The organism is Amycolatopsis coloradensis, assembly GCF_037997115.1.
GTDB classification, from domain to species: domain Bacteria; phylum Actinomycetota; class Actinomycetes; order Mycobacteriales; family Pseudonocardiaceae; genus Amycolatopsis; species Amycolatopsis coloradensis_A.
The window spans coordinates 5,060,870-5,079,993 of record NZ_CP150484.1; the positions used below are offsets into that span (position 1 = coordinate 5,060,870).

17 protein-coding genes are annotated in these 19,124 nt (G+C 68.4%); 8 read left to right on the forward strand and 9 right to left on the reverse strand.

What is annotated here, in order from left to right:
• Positions 1-1,146 (reverse strand): Cmx/CmrA family chloramphenicol efflux MFS transporter, encoded by a 1,146-nt coding sequence (locus LCL61_RS23690; RefSeq protein WP_340681735.1) that lies wholly within the window; start codon positions 1,144-1,146, stop codon positions 1-3.
• 368 nt (positions 1,147-1,514) lie between these two features.
• On the opposite strand from LCL61_RS23690, the gene LCL61_RS23695 reads away from it, so the two are divergent.
• Together LCL61_RS23695 and LCL61_RS23700 are read left to right on the forward strand one after the other, a co-directional pair.
• Positions 1,515-2,594, forward strand: a complete 1,080-nt coding sequence (locus LCL61_RS23695) for a dihydrodipicolinate reductase (RefSeq protein WP_340681736.1) — start codon at positions 1,515-1,517, stop codon at positions 2,592-2,594.
• Positions 2,591-3,070, forward strand: a complete 480-nt coding sequence (locus tag LCL61_RS23700; protein WP_340681737.1) for a carboxymuconolactone decarboxylase family protein — start codon at positions 2,591-2,593, stop codon at positions 3,068-3,070. Before LCL61_RS23695 ends, LCL61_RS23700 begins: the two co-directional genes overlap by 4 nt.
• 58 nt (positions 3,071-3,128) lie before the next feature.
• Here the strand turns inward: LCL61_RS23700 and LCL61_RS23705 are convergent, their stop codons facing one another.
• The gene (locus LCL61_RS23705) at positions 3,129-4,670 is read right to left on the reverse strand and encodes a GMC oxidoreductase (RefSeq protein ID WP_340681738.1); all 1,542 of its coding nucleotides are present in this window, start codon (positions 4,668-4,670) and stop codon (positions 3,129-3,131) included.
• A 173-nt stretch (positions 4,671-4,843) separates the two neighbouring features.
• Between LCL61_RS23705 and LCL61_RS23710 the strand changes: the two genes are divergently transcribed.
• Positions 4,844-5,209, forward strand: coding sequence for an RNA-binding S4 domain-containing protein (locus LCL61_RS23710; protein ID WP_340681739.1), 366 nt, complete (start codon positions 4,844-4,846; stop codon positions 5,207-5,209).
• Between the two features lie 82 nt (positions 5,210-5,291).
• Here LCL61_RS23710 and LCL61_RS23715 read toward each other — a convergent pair whose 3' ends face one another.
• Positions 5,292-6,470, reverse strand: a complete 1,179-nt coding sequence (locus tag LCL61_RS23715) for an FAD-dependent monooxygenase (protein WP_340681740.1) — start codon at positions 6,468-6,470, stop codon at positions 5,292-5,294.
• Positions 6,467-6,940 (reverse strand): transcriptional regulator, encoded by a 474-nt coding sequence (locus tag LCL61_RS23720; protein WP_340681741.1) that lies wholly within the window; start codon positions 6,938-6,940, stop codon positions 6,467-6,469. Before LCL61_RS23720 ends, LCL61_RS23715 begins: the two co-directional genes overlap by 4 nt.
• A gap of 273 nt (positions 6,941-7,213) precedes the next feature.
• Between LCL61_RS23720 and LCL61_RS23725 the strand changes: the two genes are divergently transcribed.
• Both LCL61_RS23725 and LCL61_RS23730 read left to right on the forward strand, forming a co-directional pair.
• Positions 7,214-9,535: a cellulose binding domain-containing protein gene (locus LCL61_RS23725; RefSeq protein ID WP_340681742.1), complete on the forward strand. Its 2,322-nt coding sequence runs from the start codon at positions 7,214-7,216 to the stop codon at positions 9,533-9,535.
• Complete coding sequence (locus tag LCL61_RS23730; RefSeq protein WP_340681743.1) at positions 9,532-10,983, forward strand: cellulose binding domain-containing protein; 1,452 nt, start codon at positions 9,532-9,534, stop codon at positions 10,981-10,983. Before LCL61_RS23725 ends, LCL61_RS23730 begins: the two co-directional genes overlap by 4 nt.
• 44 nt (positions 10,984-11,027) lie before the next feature.
• Here the strand turns inward: LCL61_RS23730 and LCL61_RS23735 are convergent, their stop codons facing one another.
• Positions 11,028-11,768 carry a class I SAM-dependent methyltransferase gene (locus tag LCL61_RS23735; RefSeq protein WP_340688660.1) on the reverse strand — a complete coding sequence of 247 codons (741 nt, stop codon included), beginning with the start codon at positions 11,766-11,768 and terminating at the stop codon, positions 11,028-11,030.
• Positions 11,769-11,881: 113 nt separating this feature from the next.
• On the opposite strand from LCL61_RS23735, the gene LCL61_RS23740 reads away from it, so the two are divergent.
• On the forward strand, positions 11,882-12,454 hold the full coding sequence (locus LCL61_RS23740) for a TetR/AcrR family transcriptional regulator (RefSeq protein WP_340681744.1): 573 nt from the start codon (positions 11,882-11,884) through the stop codon (positions 12,452-12,454).
• Between the two features lie 97 nt (positions 12,455-12,551).
• On the opposite strand, the gene LCL61_RS23745 is transcribed toward LCL61_RS23740, so the two are convergent.
• The 4 genes from LCL61_RS23745 to LCL61_RS23760 all read right to left on the reverse strand — a co-directional run bounded on the left by LCL61_RS23745 (position 12,552) and on the right by LCL61_RS23760 (position 16,008).
• Positions 12,552-13,385: a bifunctional 5,10-methylenetetrahydrofolate dehydrogenase/5,10-methenyltetrahydrofolate cyclohydrolase gene (locus tag LCL61_RS23745; RefSeq protein ID WP_340681745.1), complete on the reverse strand. Its 834-nt coding sequence runs from the start codon at positions 13,383-13,385 to the stop codon at positions 12,552-12,554.
• The gene (locus tag LCL61_RS23750; protein ID WP_340681746.1) at positions 13,382-14,005 is read right to left on the reverse strand and encodes a cyclodeaminase/cyclohydrolase family protein; all 624 of its coding nucleotides are present in this window, start codon (positions 14,003-14,005) and stop codon (positions 13,382-13,384) included. Before LCL61_RS23750 ends, LCL61_RS23745 begins: the two co-directional genes overlap by 4 nt.
• 121 nt (positions 14,006-14,126) lie before the next feature.
• Positions 14,127-14,954, reverse strand: coding sequence for a peptidoglycan-binding protein (locus LCL61_RS23755; RefSeq protein ID WP_340681747.1), 828 nt, complete (start codon positions 14,952-14,954; stop codon positions 14,127-14,129).
• Between the two features lie 79 nt (positions 14,955-15,033).
• Positions 15,034-16,008 (reverse strand): hypothetical protein, encoded by a 975-nt coding sequence (locus LCL61_RS23760; RefSeq protein WP_340681748.1) that lies wholly within the window; start codon positions 16,006-16,008, stop codon positions 15,034-15,036.
• A 248-nt stretch (positions 16,009-16,256) separates the two neighbouring features.
• On the opposite strand from LCL61_RS23760, the gene LCL61_RS23765 reads away from it, so the two are divergent.
• Both LCL61_RS23765 and LCL61_RS23770 read left to right on the forward strand, forming a co-directional pair.
• The gene (locus LCL61_RS23765; protein ID WP_340681749.1) at positions 16,257-16,643 is read left to right on the forward strand and encodes a hypothetical protein; all 387 of its coding nucleotides are present in this window, start codon (positions 16,257-16,259) and stop codon (positions 16,641-16,643) included.
• A 77-nt stretch (positions 16,644-16,720) separates the two neighbouring features.
• Complete coding sequence (locus LCL61_RS23770; RefSeq protein ID WP_340681750.1) at positions 16,721-19,084, forward strand: ATP-binding protein; 2,364 nt, start codon at positions 16,721-16,723, stop codon at positions 19,082-19,084.
• Positions 19,085-19,124 lie beyond the last annotated feature (40 nt).

A 19,124-nucleotide genomic window follows, 5' to 3' on the forward strand; every position in this document is an offset into this window, starting at 1 on the left:
TCATCGATGACGCACGCGGGCGGGCGGCACGACGAGCGGGAGCGCGAGGAGGGTGATCGCCGCGCTGATCCAGATGGCGTAGCGGTAGTCGCCGGTCGACTCCGTGACGAAACCGGCGAGCACCGGGCCAAGGAACGCGCCCGCGTTCAGCGCGACGGTCGCGAACGAGCCACTCAGCGTCGGAGCTCCCGGGGCCACGTGCATGACCCGGGCCACCAGTGCGGAACCGCAGCCGAACGACAGTCCACCTTGGACGGCCGTCACGACGAACAGGGCGATCGGCTGCGTCCCGACCATCGCCAGCAGGGCCCAGCCCGCCGGCAGGGCACACAACCCGAGCGCCAGGCCGCGCCGCAGTTCGCCGTCTCCCGTGCGGCCCGCCACTGTGACACCGAGGAACGCGCCGACGCCGAAAGCCGCCAGCAGCCCGGAAACCGTTCCGGCGGGGAGGTGGGCGACATCCGTCGCGATGACCGCGAGGAAGGCGAAGGTCGCGAAGGTGGCGCCGTTCACCAACGCGCCGAGGAGCATCGCCTGCCGCACGGGAGTTGCTTTCAGTTCACGGGCTTCGTGCCTGATCGAGACTTCGTGCAAATCCGCCGCACCGGCGGGTGCGGAACGGAACACCAGCACCAATGCGGGAAGGCACAACGCGGCGACGGCCCAGAACGCCGACCGCCAGCCCGCGAGGTCGCCCAGTACGGCGCCCGCCGGCACTCCGGCGACACACGACAGCGTGATACCCGCCAACAGGACCGCCGTCGCCCGCGCCTGCTTTCCCTGAGGTGCCAGGGCGACCGCCACGGGCATGGCCACGGCGAGGAATCCGGCGTTGACGATCGCCGCGACGATCCGGGTGCCGAACAGCAGCGGGAAACTCGTCGTCACGGCGCCGATGACGTGCACCACGACGAAGGCGGCCAGGAACCCGGCCAAGGCCCGGCGGCGAGGCCAGTGCGCGCTGAGCACGGCCATGGCGGGTGCGCCGACGATCATTCCGACGGCGTAGGCCGACGTCAGCGCGGCGGCCGCGCCCACCGGGACGGACAGTTCACCGGCGATCCCCGGCACGAGGCCGGAAGCCATGAATTCGGAGGTGCCTTGCGCGAAGACGGCAAGGCCGAGGACATAGACGAACAGGGGCAACGGACGACTCCCAAAGAAAAGTGAGCAGGAGGAAGCCGTGCGCGGGGCAGGAGGAAACCCGGCCGGACGCACGGAACAGCGCTCCGGTCACCGGGAAGCGAGAGGGCCGGCGCCTAACGGCCGGACACGACGACTCGCCGCCGGATGACCGGCGGCGGGGTTCTGTCCGACTCGGGGCTCGTCACGGGAACGCACACTACACACGCCCGCCGTCGCCCTTCAACCCGATTGTCCGTCACCTCGGAAAACGGTGTCCGTTCCGCGTACCGGAACGCTTTCGTTGCCCGCTGGAATGAACCCGAGTAATGCACTCTGGCCTGCGGTTTTCGTGATTGTTTCGGTACTGGGATTCGGTTAATCTCGACTTCATGATTCCCACTGTTGTCTGGGGTACAGGCAACATCGGCCGCGCCTCCATCCGGGCCGTCGACGCGCATCCGGCGCTGGAACTCACCGGTGTGCTCGTGCACGATCCCGCGAAGGTCGGCCGCGACGCGGCCGCGCTCGCGGGAATCGACGGCGAACTGGGTGTGGCGGCGACCGATGACGTCGAAGCGATTCTGGCGGCGGGTCCGCGAGCGGTGGTGTACGCGGCGTCCGGCGACATCCGGCCCGCCGACGCGCTGGCCGACATCGTTCGCGCGATCCGGGCCGGGGCGGTGGTGGTGACGCCCGCGCTCTACGCGTTGTACGACCAGCGCAACGCGCCCGAAGAACTGCGCGAGCCGGTGCTCGCGGCGATCGCGGAGGGCGGCGGGTCGCTGTTCGTCTCCGGAGTGGATCCGGGATGGGGCAACGACATCCTGCCGTTGCTGATCAGCGGGCTCGGCACCACCGTCGACGTGGTCCGCTGCCAGGAGATCTTCGACTACTCCACCTACGACCAGCCGGACTCCGTCCGCTACCTGGTCGGGATGGGGCAGCCGATGGACTACGAGCCGCCGATGCTCGCCCCGTCGGTGCCCACGATGGTGTGGGGCGGGCAGGTGCGGCTGATCGCCCGTGGTCTCGGGGTCGACCTGGACGAGATCCGGGAGACGCTCGACCGCCGTCCGCTGGAGAAGACCGTGACCACGCGGGCGATGGGCGAGTTCGAAGCCGGCACGCAGGGCGCGGTCCGCTTCGAAGTGCAGGGAATCGTGGACGGCGAGCCCCGGATCGTCATCGAGCACGTCACGCGGATCCACTCGTCGTGCGCGCCGGACTGGCCGATGCCGCCCAGCGGCGACGGGGCGCACAAGGTGATCATCGAGGGCCGTCCCCGGATCGAAGTCTCGGTCGAGGCCACCGACGAGGGCGAGAACCGGTCCGCCGGCGGTAACGCGACCGCGGTCGGCAGGCTGGTCGGCGCCATCGACTGGCTCGTGGACGCGAAACCGGGCCTCTACGACGCACTCGACGTCCCTCTGCGACCGGCGACCGGCAAGCTCGGAAGGAGCGCGCGATGAACATCGACATTCCCGAGGGCAAGGACCCGATCGGCTACGTGTGGGGCGAGATGGTGCCCGGGATCGGTGTCGCGGCGTCGCAACTCTCGCTCGCGGTGTACTCGCACACCACACTGGGGCTCCGCGAGTTCGAGGCGGCCCGGTTGCGGATCGCGCAGATCAACGGTTGCGTCTTCTGCCTGGACTGGCGGACCGAGCGTGACGGGGTGAAGGTCGAGGAGGAGTTCGCCGACGCGGTGACCGAGTGGCGGACCACCGACGCGTTCGACGAGCGGACCCGGCTGGCCGCCGAGTACGCCGAACGCTACGCGCTCGACCACCACGGCATCGACGACGAATTCTGGAAGCGGATGTCCGAGCATTACAGCCAGAAGGAAATCGTCGAGTTGAGCATGAGCATCGGTTCCTGGCTCGCCTTCGGACGGCTGAACCACGTTTTGGGGATCGACACCGTCTGCGTTCTGCCGAAGATATGACAGTGCTTGGTTAAAGAATAGGCCGGGGGTGCCGCCCCCGGCCTATTGTAGATCGTCGTCACAGATCGGTGGCGACGATCTTTTCGATGTTCCTTTCCGCCAGCGCGGTGATGGTGACGAACGGGTTCACCGAGGTGTTCCCCGGAATCAGCGCGCCGTCGATCACGTAAAGCCCCGGATATCCGTGGAGCCTGCCGTAATTGTCGGTCGCCTTGCCGAGTACCGCGCCGCCGAGCGGGTGGTACGTGAGGTGGTCGCCCCAGATCTTGTACGTGCCGAAGAGGTCGGTCCGGTAGATCGTGCCCTCTTTGGAATTGATCTTGTCGAAGATCGTCTTCGCCATCTCGATCGACGGCTGCTTCCACGCGGTCTGCCAGTCGAGGTCGACCCTGTTCGCGCTCGGGTTCCAGGAGAACGTCGCGCGGTGGGGGTTCTTGGTGATCGACAGGTAGAACGAAGCGTAGGTCTCGATGCCGGTCGGCAGGGGGGCGACCTCGGCGAACGCGCCACCCGCCGCCCAGTTGTCGATACCCGCGGTGGGGATGGACGACTGCAACGCCCCGGTGGCGTCCCACATGTGGTTGGCCCGTCCGCACATGACGTTCCCGTTGTCGCCCCAGCCTTTTCCGACCTCGTTGCTGAGGTTGGGCAGCGCACCGGTGGCCCTGAGCTTGACCAGCAGTTTGCTCGTGCCGACGCTGCCGGCGGCGAAGAACACCTTGTCCGCGGTGACGGACTTCGTCGCCGTCACGGTGCCGCCGGTGTCGAGCTGCTCCATCACCACGGTGTACCCGCCGCCGGACGCGGGCGTCACCGAGGTGACGCGGTGCAGCGCCGAGATCGTCACCCGCCCCGTCGCCTTGATCCGCGGGAGATAGGTCTGCTGCAACGACTTCTTTCCGGCGTTGTTGCCGTAGAGGATCTCTCCGGCCAGCGCCGACCTCGGAACCGTGCCCGCCTGTTCCTTCTTCATGTAGTCCCAGTCGTACACGTCAGGGACGAACAGGAACGGGAAACCGGACCGCTGCGCGTGTTTCCGGCCGACTCGCGCGTACTGGTAGCACTCGGCGGTCTCGAACCAGTTCGGGTCGATGGTGGCGACGCCGAGACCCGCGTTGGCGCGCGGGTAGTAGACGCCGTACATCTCGTCGGCGTTGACCGTGGGCAGGACGGCGCCGAAGTTCTCCCGTTTCGGCGTGACGGCCATGCCGCCGTTCACGAGCGAGCCGCCACCGACGCCGCGGCCCTGGTAAACGGTGATGCCGCTGAAGTCCTCGGCGTCGAGGATGCCGGTGTGACGCGGGACGTCCTTGTCCAGCGGGAAGCCGAGGAAGTTGCTCAACGGCTGCTTTGTCCTCGTCCTCAGCCAGAAGGAGCGGTAGTCGGGTTTGGTGGTGTTGGCGAAGATCTTGCCGTCCGTGCCCGGGGTGTCCCAGGCCATGCCGAGCTCGACGAGATGGACGTCGACGCCGGCCTCGGCGAGCCGGAGCGCGGCGACACAGCCGCCGTATCCGGAACCGATGACGAGTGCCGGGATTCGGGCGGCGTCGGCGATCGAACTTTTCGCGGAAGCGGTCCCGCCGAGGGCAGCCGCCCCCAAGATAGAACCAGTTCCAGCAATAAAGAGGCGGCGGGATAACTGTCCGGAAGCGCTTCTCCGCATGGTTTCGTCGCTCACGCGATCTTCCTCACCGTTGAGGGATTTAGAACAAGTTATACCTGCGGCTATGCCGGGTGGCAATAAAGATGGCCGATAGGCCACTATGTACTGCTGTGGAGTCCACTCGAGTTGATCGCTGGCTGTGGGCCGTCCGGCTGACCAAGACGCGCCCGGACGCCGCGGCTGCATGCCGTGGCGGCCATGTCCGCGTGAACGGCAAACCGGCCAAACCCGCGACCACGGTCGTGGCGGGTGACGAAGTGCGTGCGCGGGTGCACGACACGACGCGGATCCTGGAAGTGACGCGCGTGATCCAGAAACGGGTCGGTGCCGCCGACGCCGCCACCTGCTTCATCGACCGGACGCCGGCGCCGCCGCCCGAGGCTGCCATCCCGGTCGCGCGGCGAGAGCGGGGTGCGGGGCGTCCGACGAAGCGGGAGCGCCGCGTGCTCGACCGGTTCCGTTCGGGTGAGGGCTGACCCGCCTACCCGATGGCGCGATGCCGGGCCACGGAATAGCGCGCACGGCTTTGCTGCCGCGACCGAGCGCCAACGGGTCGGGTCAATGGGGACAGGTCGGTGACGGCAGGTGTGGTGGCCGCCACCGCCAGATCGGGTTGCTGTCGACCGCGATGCCCTTGCGCCACAAGGATGCGGGCATCGACCGGATCATGGTCGTCAAGGCCAAGCGGGCGGCGCGGGAGGTGGTGCGTCGCCCGTCTGTGGCCGCGCCTCGTGCGGTGGCCTGGGTCCGGGGGAGGCGTTCGGCGTCGTAACGGCGCAGCGCGGCCTCGATAGAGGGCTCGCCGGCGAGGGCGGCGGCGAGCACGACAGCGTCCTCAATGGATTGCCCGGCGCCTTGGCCGCGATCGGGGCTCATCGCGTGCGCGGCGTCGCCCAGCAGCGCCACCCGGCCGTGGATGTAGGTCGGCAACGGCTCCAGGTCGCGGATGTCGATGTGGATGACCGCCTCGACGGGGGTGGCCTCGACCAGTTGGGGGATCGGCTCGTGCCAGTCCTGGACCCTGCCGGCCACCTCGGTCCTTTCCTGGTCGTAGCGGATGCTCGGTTCCTCGGCGGTGGTCACGTAGGCCCAGTACGCACGGCCACGAGTGATCGGGTGGATAAGGAAGTAGCCGCCTGGGCCGAGCGTCATGCTGCCGGGCAGATCGGGAATCTCGGCGATGCCCAGCCACGCGGTGCGGCCCAGGAAGCGAGGCAGCGTGTCCGGCCACAGCTGCCGTCGCACGACGCTGTGGATACCGTCGGCGGCGATGAGCAGGTCAGCGCTCAGTTCGGTACCGCCGCCGCACTCGACTGTCACCCCGCCGCCGCCCTTGTCATCGCCCGCGCCCCTTCCTTGCCGCACCGCGGTGACCTCCGCGTCCGTGCGCACCCAACCGGTCGGGAGTGCCTCCAGCAGTACCCGGTGCAGGTCGGCACGATGGAAGGCGAGCAGTGCGGCCGGATCGCCGGGCCGGGCACGCTGCAAGTACCGTCCGCTGGGCAGCCGGAGGTTGCCGGTGGCGTGTGTGGGCACCCCGACGATCCGGGCCTGTGTCTCGACGCCGAGTTCGGCCAGCGCGCGCAGGGCGTTGGGAGATTGGGACATGCCCGCGCCGATCTCGCCCGGCTCGGATGTGCGTTCCAGCACGGTGGCCCGCCACCCGATCCGGTGCAGGGCCAGTGCGGCGGCCAGCCCGCCGATGCCGCCGCCTACCACGATCGCTTGTCCGGTCACGCTGTCTCCTCGTCATCAGGGGCGTCGGGAAGAAGAGGCGGCGCGTCCTCGAACACCTTGGCCATCCACTCGAAGGTGACATGCGCCTGGCGGATGCGCGCAGCCCGGTCGCCGCGCGAGCCGACCAGGTCCAGGCCCTCGCGGGTGATGTCGAGGAACGATGCGACACCGGCGATCTGCCTGCGGACCACGATCGACCACGCGTCGTCGGCCATCCGGTAGTAGACAGTCCGCTCGCCCGGCCGGGTCCGCCAGGAGAGGAATCCGATGCCGGACAGCAGTCGCAAGTTCGACGTCAGCGACGCGCGGCTCGCGCCGATGGCCTCGCTGATCTGCCCGGCGGACTGCTCCGGCGGATCGCACACCATCAACCAGCCCAGCACCCGTCCGGCGATCGGCGGCACACCGTCCCGGGCCAGGTACATGGCGACCCGCTCCACCCATTCCATCAACGCGTCCCGGTCGGCCACTCCGCTCAACCTCCTTGTTGTAGTCATTTCAGTATAAGCTAAAACAGCTACATCAAAGCGACCATGTCTGTGTGGCGTGCCGATGGTCGCCCTCATCGACAACGGCAAGGTGACGAACGAGGGAACCGAGGCGTTCCTTCGGTGCTATCCGATTGTTCACATACGTGGACATGATTCACATCCGTTGACGGACGCCAGGGACGTGAACTATAAAGACGGGGTCCGGGTGTACACGCCGCAACACCTTCCGTCAGTCCGTCACGGAGGTTTCGGGTGTCCCGAAAAAGTCCTCTTCGTCGTGCCGTCCTACCGGCGGTCGCCGCCGTGGTCGCCACCGCCGTACTCCTGCAGGTACCGCCCACAGCGGCGGACGCGGCACCGGGACCAGGCGCGCTGACCGGCCTCGACCTCGGCGCGGCCAATCGCCGCGCGCCGGTCGCCGGCCTCTACGACTGGTCCAAAGCCGGGTATCGCGGTGGTGCCGCGCTACCCGGCTCGGGCGAAGTGAATCCGAACGCCACCTGCCAGGTCACCGCGGCCGAGCTGGCGAGCCAGTACAACGTCAAGCCCGACGACGGCGCCGACGACACGAACGGTATCCAGGCGGCGATCGACGGGATCAAGAGCGCGTGCTCGCCGTCCGGGAGCTACACGAAGCTGAGCACGATCACCTTTCCGGCGGGCCGGTTCGACGTCACGCACGAGATCCACGTCGACGCCGACTACCTGATCCTGCGCGGCGCGGGCAAGGACGCCACGAAGTTCGTCTACAAACCCGACGCGAACACCCTCTACGACACCCTCACCCCGGACGGTTCCGACTGGGACGAGGACGGGATGACCTCCGGCGCGGGCAAGGGCGGCTGGTTGTGGCCGGGCCGCGGGCTGTTCCGCGTCCAGTCCAGGGGAGTGCACACGTCCTACGCGAGCGATTACGCCGCCGCGCCCGCGAATCGCAAGGACATCTTCGAAGGCACGATCAACGTCCACTGGAAGGCCGGGGTGAAGCTGCGGGGCAAGCCGGGCGACACCGCGTTCGCCGCGCGGACGGGGGACAAGGTCGCCCACCTGGCGAGCAGCGGCGCGCTGACCGCGCTCGCCGCCGGGAACCTGGTCAACATCAGGGCGGCCAACTCGCTGAAGTTCTACGAGCAGCAGCAGGCGACGCCGACCACGTTCCCGTTGCTGAACATGCACATGCGCCAGCAGATCTTCACGATCGCGGCGCTCGACACGTCCGCGCGCACGATCACCCTGGACAAACCGCTCGAGTACGACGTCCCGGTGAACTCCACCTCGGATGGTTCGGCCCCGATCGACGGCGCCACCTACGACTCGAAGGCGGCGCCGCTGGTCGACCCGGTGCTCGGTGTCGGATTCGAGAACCTCGGCTTCACCCAGGACATGCCGGGGCTGAACCCCGCGGAGGCGAACAACAACTACGGGAACATGGCGCCCGCCGCGGAGATGCACGGGATCGTCTTCAAATGGGCGGCGAACTCCTGGGTCCGCGGCGTCCGCGCGGAGATGACCGGATCGCATCCGATCGTCACCGAGGAGGCCAAGAACCTCCAGATCGTCGACAACGAACTCAACGGTTCGTGGAACAAGGGCAAGGGCGGCAACGGCTACTTCCGCGGCTCCCGCGTCTGGGATTCGCTCTACGCCGGCAACACTTCGACCCTGCTGCGGCATTTCACCTTCCAGTGGTCCGCCGCGGGCAACGTGGTGATCGGCAACTCGTTCGACTCCGACCTCAACCTGCACGGCGGCTGGGAACGCAACAACCTGTTCGAACTCAACACGGTCAAGGTCTCGTACGCGCACCGCTCCGGGAACTGCCGGGCCAACTGCGGCGAGGAGGGTGGCGGCGGTCCCGACGACTCGAACTGGTTCCCGATCTGGTGGGGCGCGGGCAAGAAGGCGGTCAAGTGGTCGGGCGCTTCCGGCTACCGCAACGTGTTCTTCAACAACGCCATGACCAAGCAGGTCGCGGACAACGGGCCGTATAACGACTTCTACGCCGACCGGCGCCGCGTCTACTCCTTCGGCTGGGACGGCACCGCGTACAAACACCTCGACATCGGCGGCACACCGATCGCCGACTGGGCGAAGAACGAGCAGCGGGACTACACCGGAGGGCACGGGGTCGACGCCACCAAGACCGACGCCGCTTCGTCGCTCTTCCTGAAGTCCGTCGACGGGACCCCGCCGTCCTCGCCGGCGAGCCAGAGCCCCACCACGACGACACCGACCACCACGACGCCCCAGACCCCGAGTGCGTGCCTGAACGCGACGTTCACCCGTAAGTCGGTGTGGGACAGCGGCTACGGTGCCGGCTTCACCGTCACCAACACCTGTTCGGCCGCCGTCGGTTCATGGGCGGTCGAGTTCGACCTGCCCGCCGGGACGATCATCACCGGATCGTGGAGTTCGGTGCTGACGAGGACCGGACAGCACTACCGGTTCGGGAACGCGACCCACAACGGGAGCGTCAAACCCGGCGGCACGGCGACGTTCGGTTTCAACGCCGCCGGTCAGGGACTCCCGGTCGCGTGCTCGATCGCCGGAACGAAATGCGGAGGCACGGAATGACGAGGAAACGACTGCACGCCGTGATCGCGGCCACGGCGTCGGTGGCGGGCTTGTTCGGCGCCGTCGTCACCGCCGAGGCCGCCGCGCCCAGCCTGACCGCGACCTTCGCCCAGAGCTCGTCGTGGGACAGCGGGTACGGCGGTAAGTACACGCTGACCAACGCGGGGGACGCGAACAGTGCACAGTGGACGATCGAGTTCGATCTCCCCGAGGGCACCTCGATCACGACGTCGTGGAGCTCGGTGCTCACCAGGACCGGCCAGCACTACAAGGTCACCAACGCCGGCTTCAACGGCACGATCAAACCCGGCGGCACCGCGTCGTTCGGCTTCAACACCTCGGGGCTCGGCCTGCCGACCGGCTGCACGATCAACGGCAGCCCGTGCGGGGGAGGGGTGCCGAGCACCACCACGACCCCGCCCACCATCACGACCACGAGCAAACCGCCGACGACGACCACCAGTGTTCCCGCGGGAGACGTGGTCGACGTGAGCACGGCGGCGGAGCTGCGGGCCGCGCTGGCCGCCGCGAGCCCCGGCCGGACCATCCGGCTGGCCGCCGGAACCTATCGTGGTTCCTTCGTGGCCACGAAACCCGGCACGGCGGGCGCGCCGATCACGGTGACGGGACCGTCGACGGCGGTCCTGATCAACGACGGCCCGTCCGGTGAGGCGCCTTCCTGCCCGGCGCCGACCGCGGGCTGGGACTCCGGGTACGGCTTCTGGCTCTACGGTGCGCCGTATTGGCACCTCAAGGGCTTCACCGTGCAGGAGTCGAAGAAGGGCGTCGTCGCGGACAACTCGCACCACACGGTGATCGAAGGAGTGCGGGTGCACCGGATCGACGAGGAGGCCGTGCACTTCCGCCGTTCCTCGGCGGACAGTGTCATCCGTGATTCGACGATCAGCCACACCGGTCTCGTGCAGGCGGGTTACGGCGAGGGCGTCTACCTGGGCTCGGCGAACTCGAACTGGGCGTGCCACGGGAACTCGGGCGGGGTCGACCGCAGCGACCGGATCCAGGTGCTCGACAACCACATCGGGCCGTACGTCGCCGCGGAGGCCATCGATGTCAAGGAGGGCACCGTGGACGGCGTCATCCGGGGCAACACCTTCGACGGTCAAGGGGTTTCCGGGCAGAATTCGGCCGATTCCTGGGTCGACGTCAAGGGATCCGGGTACGTGATCGAGGGCAACACCGGCACCTTCGCTTCGCCGGGGACGTTCGCGAACGGCTACGAGACGCACAATCCCGGGACCACCCCGTCGTTCCCGAACGGGTGCGGGAACGTGTGGCGGGACAACAAGTCCGATCTCGGCGGCGTCGGCCAGTACGCCATCAAGATCACGTCGACGTCGAAGTGCTCGGAACGGCCGAACGTCGTCTACGCGTCCAACACCGTGTCCAGGGCGGTGAACGGGCTGACCAACGTCCCCGTCACGCCTTGACGGACGCCGTTGACGGGAGCGGCGCCGCTCCCGTCAACGGCTGGTCAGTCCCGGACCGCGGTGATCGCGACGGTGGCGTAGCGCACGGTGAACCGTCCGCCCATCCCGTCGATCGCCGCGCCGACTTCAGCGAGGATCTCTTGTCGCACTGTGGATTCGACCCAGGTCAGCGAGCCGAACGTCGGGAGCTGGTCCAGCCATTCGTCGCGGGTGTAGACCCGGTCCCAGTCGTGGCGGCTTCGTTCCGGCTCGCCGAACCCGCCCGCTTCGCGCAGGCCGTCGGCGACCTTCACGATGAGTGGCCCGTACGGGTCAGAGGGTTGTTTCGGCACGCTGTCGAGATCGATCGGGGAATCCGGCACGAGCCGCCGGTAAGCGTCCGCCAGGGCGTTCGCGACCTTTTCCGGCGGTTCGGGTACGTGCCAGAACGCGGCCAAGAGCCCGCCGGGCCGTAGCACTTCGGCGGCCTTGGCGGCGCCCGCCACCGGGTCGACCCAGTGCCAGGCCTGCCCGGAGACGAGCAGATCGAACCGACGTCCGGCGGGGTCCCATTCCTCGAACTTCGCGACCTCGACGTCGACGCCGCTCCGGCGGGCGAACTCCGCCATCCGCGAGTCCGGCTCGACGCCAAGGACGTGACAACCCGCCGCCTGGAACTGGCGCGCTTCGATTCCGGTGCCTGCGCCCACATCGAGGACTTCGCGGCCGGGCGCGGCGGCGATGAGGTGGCCGACGAGTTCCGGGGGATAGGCGGGGCGGGTCCGGTCGTAGCGTTCGACGTCCACGCCGAAGGATTCCGCGGCCTGTCGATAGCGATGAGGCTCCTGCCGCGAAGGTAGAGTGGGCATGTGCCCACCTTAAGTGGGCACTTGCCCACTCGTCAACGCAAGGGAGCCGAATGCCGACAGGAGTAGCTTTGCGGGCTGTCCGCGCGCAGTTGTTCGATGCCGCCGAGCGGGTCCTGCTGCGGGACGGCCCGAGCGGGCTCACCAGCCGGGCGGTGACCACGGAGGCGGACTGTGCGAAAGGTGTGCTGCACCGGCATTTCGACGACTTCGACGGTTTCCTCGCCGAGTTCGTGCTGGACCGGATCGAGAAGCTCGACGAGAAGGGGCTGCGGGACGCCGTCGGCACCGGGACGGTCGTGGACAACCTCACCGCGGCACTCGCGGCGGTCTTCGAGTCGGTCGCGGTCGCGATCGTCCCGCTCGTGATCTTCCGCGACGAGCTTCGTGCCCGGCTACGTCGCGAATGGCCCGCCGGGGTTCCGGTGCTGACCCAGGCCGCTGTCATGATCGGCGGCTATCTCAAGGCGGAACGGGACCAGGGCCGGATCGCCGAAAACGCCGACGTCGAGACTTTGGCCGCCACGCTCATCGGCGCCGCGCATCTGCTGTACGCGGACCGCACCGCTCCCGCGCCGGAGACCGCGCAGGTGCGGAAGGTGGTGGAGACGGTGATCGGGACGTGAAATGGCGGCGAAGGCGTCCGAGGACGACGATGTCGCCGNCCACCGACGCGGCGGTGATCCTCGACGGGCACCACAAGATCGCCGCCTTTTCGGTGGGTCAGGACTGCGCGGCGGTGACGGTGTGCCGCAGCAGCAGCGACGTCGTGACCGGGCCGACGCCACCGGGGACCGGCGTGATCGACCCCGCGATCTCCTCGACCGCGGCTTGGTCGACGTCGCCGACGAGCCCGCCTTCGGGAGTCGGGTTCGTGCCGACGTCGATCACCACGGCACCGGGCTTGACGTGGTCCGCGCCGATGAAATGCGCGCGGCCGACGGCGACGACCAGGACGTCCGCAGTCTTGGTGACCGCCGCGAGGTCCTTGGTGCGGGAGTGGCAGATGGTCACCGTCGCGTGCTCGCCGAGCAGCAGCAGCGCGGCGGGCTTGCCGACGATGGTCGAGCGGCCCACGACGGCGACCTGGGCGCCGGACAGGGCGACCTGCTCGCGCTTCAGGATCTCCAGCACCGCGGCGGCGGTGGCGGGCGCGTAGGTCGGGAGGCCCGCGGTGAGACGGCCGAGGCTGACCGGGTTGGCGCCGTCGACGTCCTTGCGCGGATCGATGTGCGCGCCGACATCGTCGAGCGTCACCCCTTCGGGCAACGGGGTCTGGCAGATGATGCCGTGGACCGACGGGTCCGCGGAGAGCTTGTCGAGCTCGCGGGTGACGTCCTCGCCGGTCGGCTTCTCGAGTTGGACCACGCGGCAGTCGACGCCGACCTTCTTCGCGGCACGCTCGATCGAGCGCACGTACCAGGCGGTGGCGTCGTCGTCGGTCGGCACGAGCACGGCGAGCGTCGGGGCGGTGCCCGATTCGCGGAGCTTGGCGGCGGTCTCGGTGACCTCGGCGGTGATGGCGGCGGCGATCGCGCGCCCGTCGATCAGGGTCATCGGGCGAGCCTTTCGCGAACCTGGGTGATGAGGGCGTCGGCGCGCCCGGCGGCGGGGGTGTACTCGGCGAGGCGGGCCTCGGTCTCCTTGCGGAGCTGCTCGTCCGACATGGACGCGAGGTTGACCTCGACGTTGACCACGCCCGATTCGAGGGCGGACTTGGCGGACGAAGCCGCGACCGCGATGTCGGAGATGACGTTGGTGTTGGCGCCTTCGAGGATCGAGGCGGCGACGTCGATGACGTCGGCGGCGAGGGCGGCCGTGCGCAGCGGAACCTCGGCGGCGCCGACCAGCGCGGCCTGGATCGCGGCGGTGCGCGCCTGCTTCTCCTCGTCGGTGGCCTTGGGGAGCTTGTACGCGGCGACCACGGCGTCGAACGCGGCGGCATCTTCGGCGGCGAGGCCGAGCGCGCGCGTCCGGAGGTCCTCGGCCTTCGCGAGCGCCTCGGTCATGGTGGCCTCGTGCTCGGCGTACTTCGGCTTGCCGATGGTCAGGTTGCACACCATGGAGACCAGGGCGGCACCGACCGCGGCGTTCATCGCGGCACCCGCGCCACCACCGGGCGTCGAGGCCTTCGATGCCAGCTCGTCGAGCCACTGACCGACCGGTTGAGCCTCCACGCGATGTTCCCTTCCCGCTGGTTCTGCCGTCACGCCGAAGCCTACCCGGGGGTTCCCGGACAGCCCGAAGGCCACCTTCGCGACGATCGACATCGGCGAAGGTGGCCTCCGGCCAGCAGGGTCAGGACCGCTGGTACTCCTCCCAAGTGAGCTTCGGCGTGACGGCGGGGCCGTCGTCGGAACCGCGGCCGGCGAGGCCGTTGTAGCCGAGGTAGTAGTCACCGGCCTGGTGCTGCGCGCCCGACGACAGGTCCGGATCGGACAGTGCGATGGCGTGGATGTGGTAGGCGAAACCCTGGGCCGGGGTCCGGACCCAAGCCGCGAAGCCCACCTGACGCAGCTTCCGCGCGACGTCGGTCCGCGTGGTCGAGGACATGCCCTCGACGCCGATGTCGAGCGCGCCACCACCGTCGTGAGTCCCGGCCGAAGCGCCGACGCCGCCGGGGTTGTACGAGCCCTGCGTGATGGTGAGCTGCCTGCCGAGCAGACCCTCGGCCTTCACCAGCATCGCCTTGGTCCGCGTGTTCATCGTCTTGCCGTGGTAGGTCAGGCGGCTACCCGCCGAGACCACCGCGGTGACGGTGTACCGGCCCTCGCCCAGCTTCTCGAGCGACGTCTTGCCCGGCAGGCCGGAGGCGTCGATCCCGGTGTAGCCCAGCGACTTCTGGTAGCCGGAGTACGCGGTGATGGTCGACGTCCCGAAATGGCCGTCGACGTACTGCTGGGCGAGCAGTCCCTTGGCGGCGAGCGCCTGCTCCACCAGCAGCACGCTGTCCTTGGCCCCGGGGGTCAGCGCGCTGTCGGCCCGGCGCGGGTCGATCTGCGCGGCCTTGAGCACCGCTTCCATGCTGGCCGTGGGCAACGCGGTCACTTCGGCGCCGGCCGGTGCGGCGGCCACGCCGAGGGAGAGCGCGGTCGCTGTCGCGAGCACGGCTACCTTGGTCAACAATTCCTGCCTCCTGAGCGGATTCGGTTTGTCCGGACAGCATGGGCAGCGTGAATACAAGGGCCGTACAAACGAACGTTCTTCAGGTCTGGTCCGGGCCGGTGACGAACAAGGTCACCACCTCGGACAGAGTCCGGCAATGGGCGTCATCGGGGTGTTTGGCGGCTTCCCGCTCGAGTGGGCGCAGCCGGTCTCTCGTGCGGACCGATTTGACCGTTTCGGCGCTTTCGATCGCTTGGATGCCGACGGACAGCGCCTGGTCGCCGTCCCCGTCGAGAATATGCCCCGTGGCCAGCATGGCCAGGCACAGTGAACGGCTGCGCGCCATATCCGGACCGTATCCGCGAACGGCGTCGGTGAGTGCGGCGATGGCCAGTCCGACATGACGGCCACCCTTGCGCAAAGCCAGGTCGGTGTGCACCGAGCCCGCCATCGCGGAAACGTCGACCTCGGTGAAGAACCTGGCCCAGTCGGGTGGCTCGGCTTCGTCCTTTTCGGCGAATTCCTCACCTGCTTGATCCACCAGTCCGACGGCGAGGTTCGCGTCGCCTTTCTTGGCGTAGGCCCAGCCTTGGTTCGCGCTCAGGATGCTCGCGGCCAGCTTCGAACCGGCACGCTTCGCGGCGAGCCTGCCCAGCTCGAATCGGGCGAGGGCTTCGTCCGTGACGCCGTAATGCAGATCGATCCGGCCCCGCCGGTAATGGATGTTCGCGATCAACTCGGCGTTCTCGCCGTCGGTGGCGAGCTCCAGCGCGACATCGAGATGGTGCTGCGCGGCGCCGACGTGACCGCTGTCGAAACAGGTCCACCCGGCGAGGTTGTGCAGATCCGCGACCGCGGAGAAAAGCCTGGCCCGCAACGGTTCCGAGATCGACATCGCGAGCATCCGGTGGCCGCGATGGATCCGGACCACGACGGCGTCGCGGCACATCCCGCCCCCGAATTGGTAGTCGACGGCACGGAGCGCCTTCGTCTGCGTTTCCAGCGCCTCGACATCGCGGTTCCCCACCCGGTCCGGAGTGAGGTGGCGGCGAGCGGTGCCTTCAGGATCTGTCATGGTCATTCAGCCCCTGACGTAACCCCCAGCGCGAGTTTCGTGGTTTCAAAGCCTACCCGAACGTCGACGCGCACTCAGGTACGAAGACAGGTAGTTGTACGGGTGTCGTCCAGCCGGAACAAGCGCAACCTGATAGGACTTCCAGTGGATGCCGAAAGGTCGAGACCCATATGGTGCTACGTGTTTCACCGCCTTCGCGAGCCCGTCTCCGACTGGTCTCCTCGGAGGAGGCGCGTACGACACCCCGGGTGGGCGGCCGTCTGGATCGGTACGGCGAGATCGCCGACCGGCGGCTGGCCGCGATCCTCGCCGCCGAGGACGTGGCGGAGGAGTACGGGCTGAGCGCACACACGCGCACGACCTGTTACGCGCACCGCTGCTGGGTGCACCAGTGCATCTCCGATCCGTTGCACGTACTGGTCGTCACCGGGCACCGCTGGTGCAGGCGCTGCGACCGCACGGTCGACGTCGAGATCGACGAGACCTTTCCGGGATCGGTCGAACTCTATTGCGACGGCTGTGGTGTCCCGCCGGACACGGTCGCGAACCGCGAAGTGCTCTTCGCCTGCCGGAGCAGCCTGATGGCCATGCACGGAGGCGAAGCATCGACGCTCTATGTGGTGCCGGACAGCTGAATTCGGATTGGGCTGACCGAGCGAACGGGCCCCGGGCCTCGTTGACCGCCGGTCGCAGGCGTCCGTACGGTTCAGGGGTGGGCACTGCGGCCGCAGCAGGCCGGCCGGGCAGCATCCCCGCCGGGACCACGAGTTTCGTGGGTCGAAAGAAGGACATCGCCGAGGTCAAGAGACTGCTGTCCAAGGCGAGGCTGGTCACCTTGACCGGGGTCGGCGGGGTCGGCAAGACGAGGCTGGCCCTGCGTACCGCCGCCGAACTGCGCCGGGCCTTCCCCGACGGTGCCTGGCTCGTCGAACTCGCGGATCTGTCCGACCCGGACTTGATGGCTCACACGGTACTGGAGGCGCTGGGCGTCCGCGACGACACGGGCCGCGACCAGGCGGACGTGCTCGCGGATCACCTGAGGGAGCGCCGGATCCTGGTGATCCTGGACAACTGCGAACATCTGATCGAGGTCTGTGCGGCGTCGGCGGATCGGCTGCTGAGGGTGTCGCCGGGGCTCCGCTTCCTCGCCACCAGCAGGGAACGGCTCGGGATTCCGGGGGAGCACCTCTGGCAGGTCGCGCCGTTACCGCTGCCTGAGTCGCTGGTCCCGCTGCGCTCGGGGGCTTGGCGTGGCTATCCCGCGATGACGTTGTTCGCTGAACGGGCGGCCGCCGTCGAGCCGGCGTTCGTCGTCACCGACGAAAACCAGGCTTTGGTCGCGAACGTGTGCCGGATGCTCGCGGGGATACCGTTGGCGATCGAGCTGGCCGCGGTCCGGCTCCGGGCGCTGTCGCTCGAAGAGCTGGAGACCCGGCTGGCGGACAGTTTCCACTTACTCGCCAAGGGTGAACGCGGCGGACTGCCCAGGCACCAGACACTGCTGGCAGCGGTGGAATGGAGCCACGACCTGTGCGGAGCCGCCGAGCGTGTCCTCTGGGCGCGGGCGTCGGTCTTCGGAGGTGGGTTCAGCTTGCACGCGGCCGAATCCGTCTGCGCGGGGGACGGGCTGCCCGCTCGTTCGGTGCTCGGGCACCTGGCCGGGTTGGTGGACAAGTCGGTCCTGCTCTTCGAACGCGACGGTGACCGGACGAGATACCGGCTGCTGGAGCCGCTTCGCCAGTTCGGCAGGGCGAAGCTCCGCGATATGGGTGACGAGGACTCGATCCTGCGCCGTCATCGGGACTACTACCTCGCGCAGGCCGAGCAGAGCGAGCGGGAATGGTTCGGGCCGAATCAGGCGGAGATCTTCACGCGGACCAAACTGGAGCACGCGAACCTGCGCGCCGCGCTCGACTATTGTCTCGCCACGCCGTCCGAAGGCAGGACCGGGTTGAAGCTGGCGGGCACGTTGTGGTTCTACTGGGCGGGTTGCGGTGTGCTGGGGGAGGGGAGACACTGGCTCGACCACGCGCTCGAAGCCGTCCCAGACGGCGGCGAAGACCGCTTGAAAGCATTGTGGGTCAACGGATACGTCTCAACCCTGCAGGGTGACGTCTCGCATGCGGTGACCTTGTTGGGGGAGTGCCGCACGGAAGCGGGCAGGGTCGGGGACGAGGCGGCGCTCGCCTACGCGACCCACCGCCTGGGTTGCAACGCGCTGGTCGGCGACGACGTCGGCTACGCGAAGGACCTGTTCGAGGACGCCCGAATCCGCTATCGGCGGCTGGGCGAGATGAACGGCAACGTGATGCTGGCCGGAATCGAGATGGCGATCGCATCGATCTTCCTCGGCGAATTGGAGGAGGCCGCGGCGCTGTGCGAAGAGGCGCGCGCGATCGGGGCCGCGCATGGCGAGGAATGGGCCTACGCCTACGCGATCTACGTACTGGCGCTCGTGGCGCTGAACCGGGGCGAATTCGAGTTGGCGACCGGTTACGCGCGCAACTGCCTGAAGATCAAGCGCACCTTCAACGACCTGCTCGGCATGGTGCTGTCGATCGAGGTGCTCGCGTGGATCGAGTCGTCGCTGCGGCACTGGGTGCGCGCGGCGACCCTGCTCGGCTGCGCGGGGCGGATCTGGCAATCGGTCGGCTACCCGATGTTCGGCTCGAAGTACTTCGGCGCCCCGCACGGTGACTGTGAGGCGGCGACCCGTGAGGCGCTCGGTGACAGCCGGTACGCGGTCCTGTCTCGGTACGGGAGCGAGTTCACCCTGGAAGAGGCCGTCGCCTTCGCGCTCGACGAGGCCGAGGTGGCGGAGAGCGCTCCCGTCGCCGAGGTCGAGACGGTACTCACCGACCGAGAGCACGAGGTCGCGGTCTTGATCACCGACGGCCTGTCCAACCAGGAAATCGCCGATCGGCTGGTGATCTCCCGCCGCACCGCCGAGGGCCACGTCCAACGCATCCTGCGGAAACTGAGCTTCGATTCCCGTGCGCAGATCGCGGCCTGGGTGACCCAGACGGCGGTGCGAAGCGAGCGGAATGGCAGCGTCCGAGGGAGCCGTCCGGAGTAGTCGATGGTTTGGACCACCACTGTTACCAAAGCGTGATCTG

Coding starts and splice junctions, on each gene's coding strand:
- LCL61_RS23695 (WP_340681736.1), top strand. CDS start 1,515: ATGATTCCCACTGTTGTCTGGGGTACAGGCAACATCGGCCGCGCCTCC.
- LCL61_RS23700 (WP_340681737.1), top strand. CDS start 2,591: ATGAACATCGACATTCCCGAGGGCAAGGACCCGATCGGCTACGTGTGG.
- LCL61_RS23730 (WP_340681743.1), top strand. CDS start 9,532: ATGACGAGGAAACGACTGCACGCCGTGATCGCGGCCACGGCGTCGGTG.
- LCL61_RS23740 (WP_340681744.1), top strand. CDS start 11,882: ATGCCGACAGGAGTAGCTTTGCGGGCTGTCCGCGCGCAGTTGTTCGAT.
- LCL61_RS23745 (WP_340681745.1), bottom strand. CDS start 13,385: ATGACCCTGATCGACGGGCGCGCGATCGCCGCCGCCATCACCGCCGAG.
- LCL61_RS23760 (WP_340681748.1), bottom strand. CDS start 16,008: ATGACAGATCCTGAAGGCACCGCTCGCCGCCACCTCACTCCGGACCGG.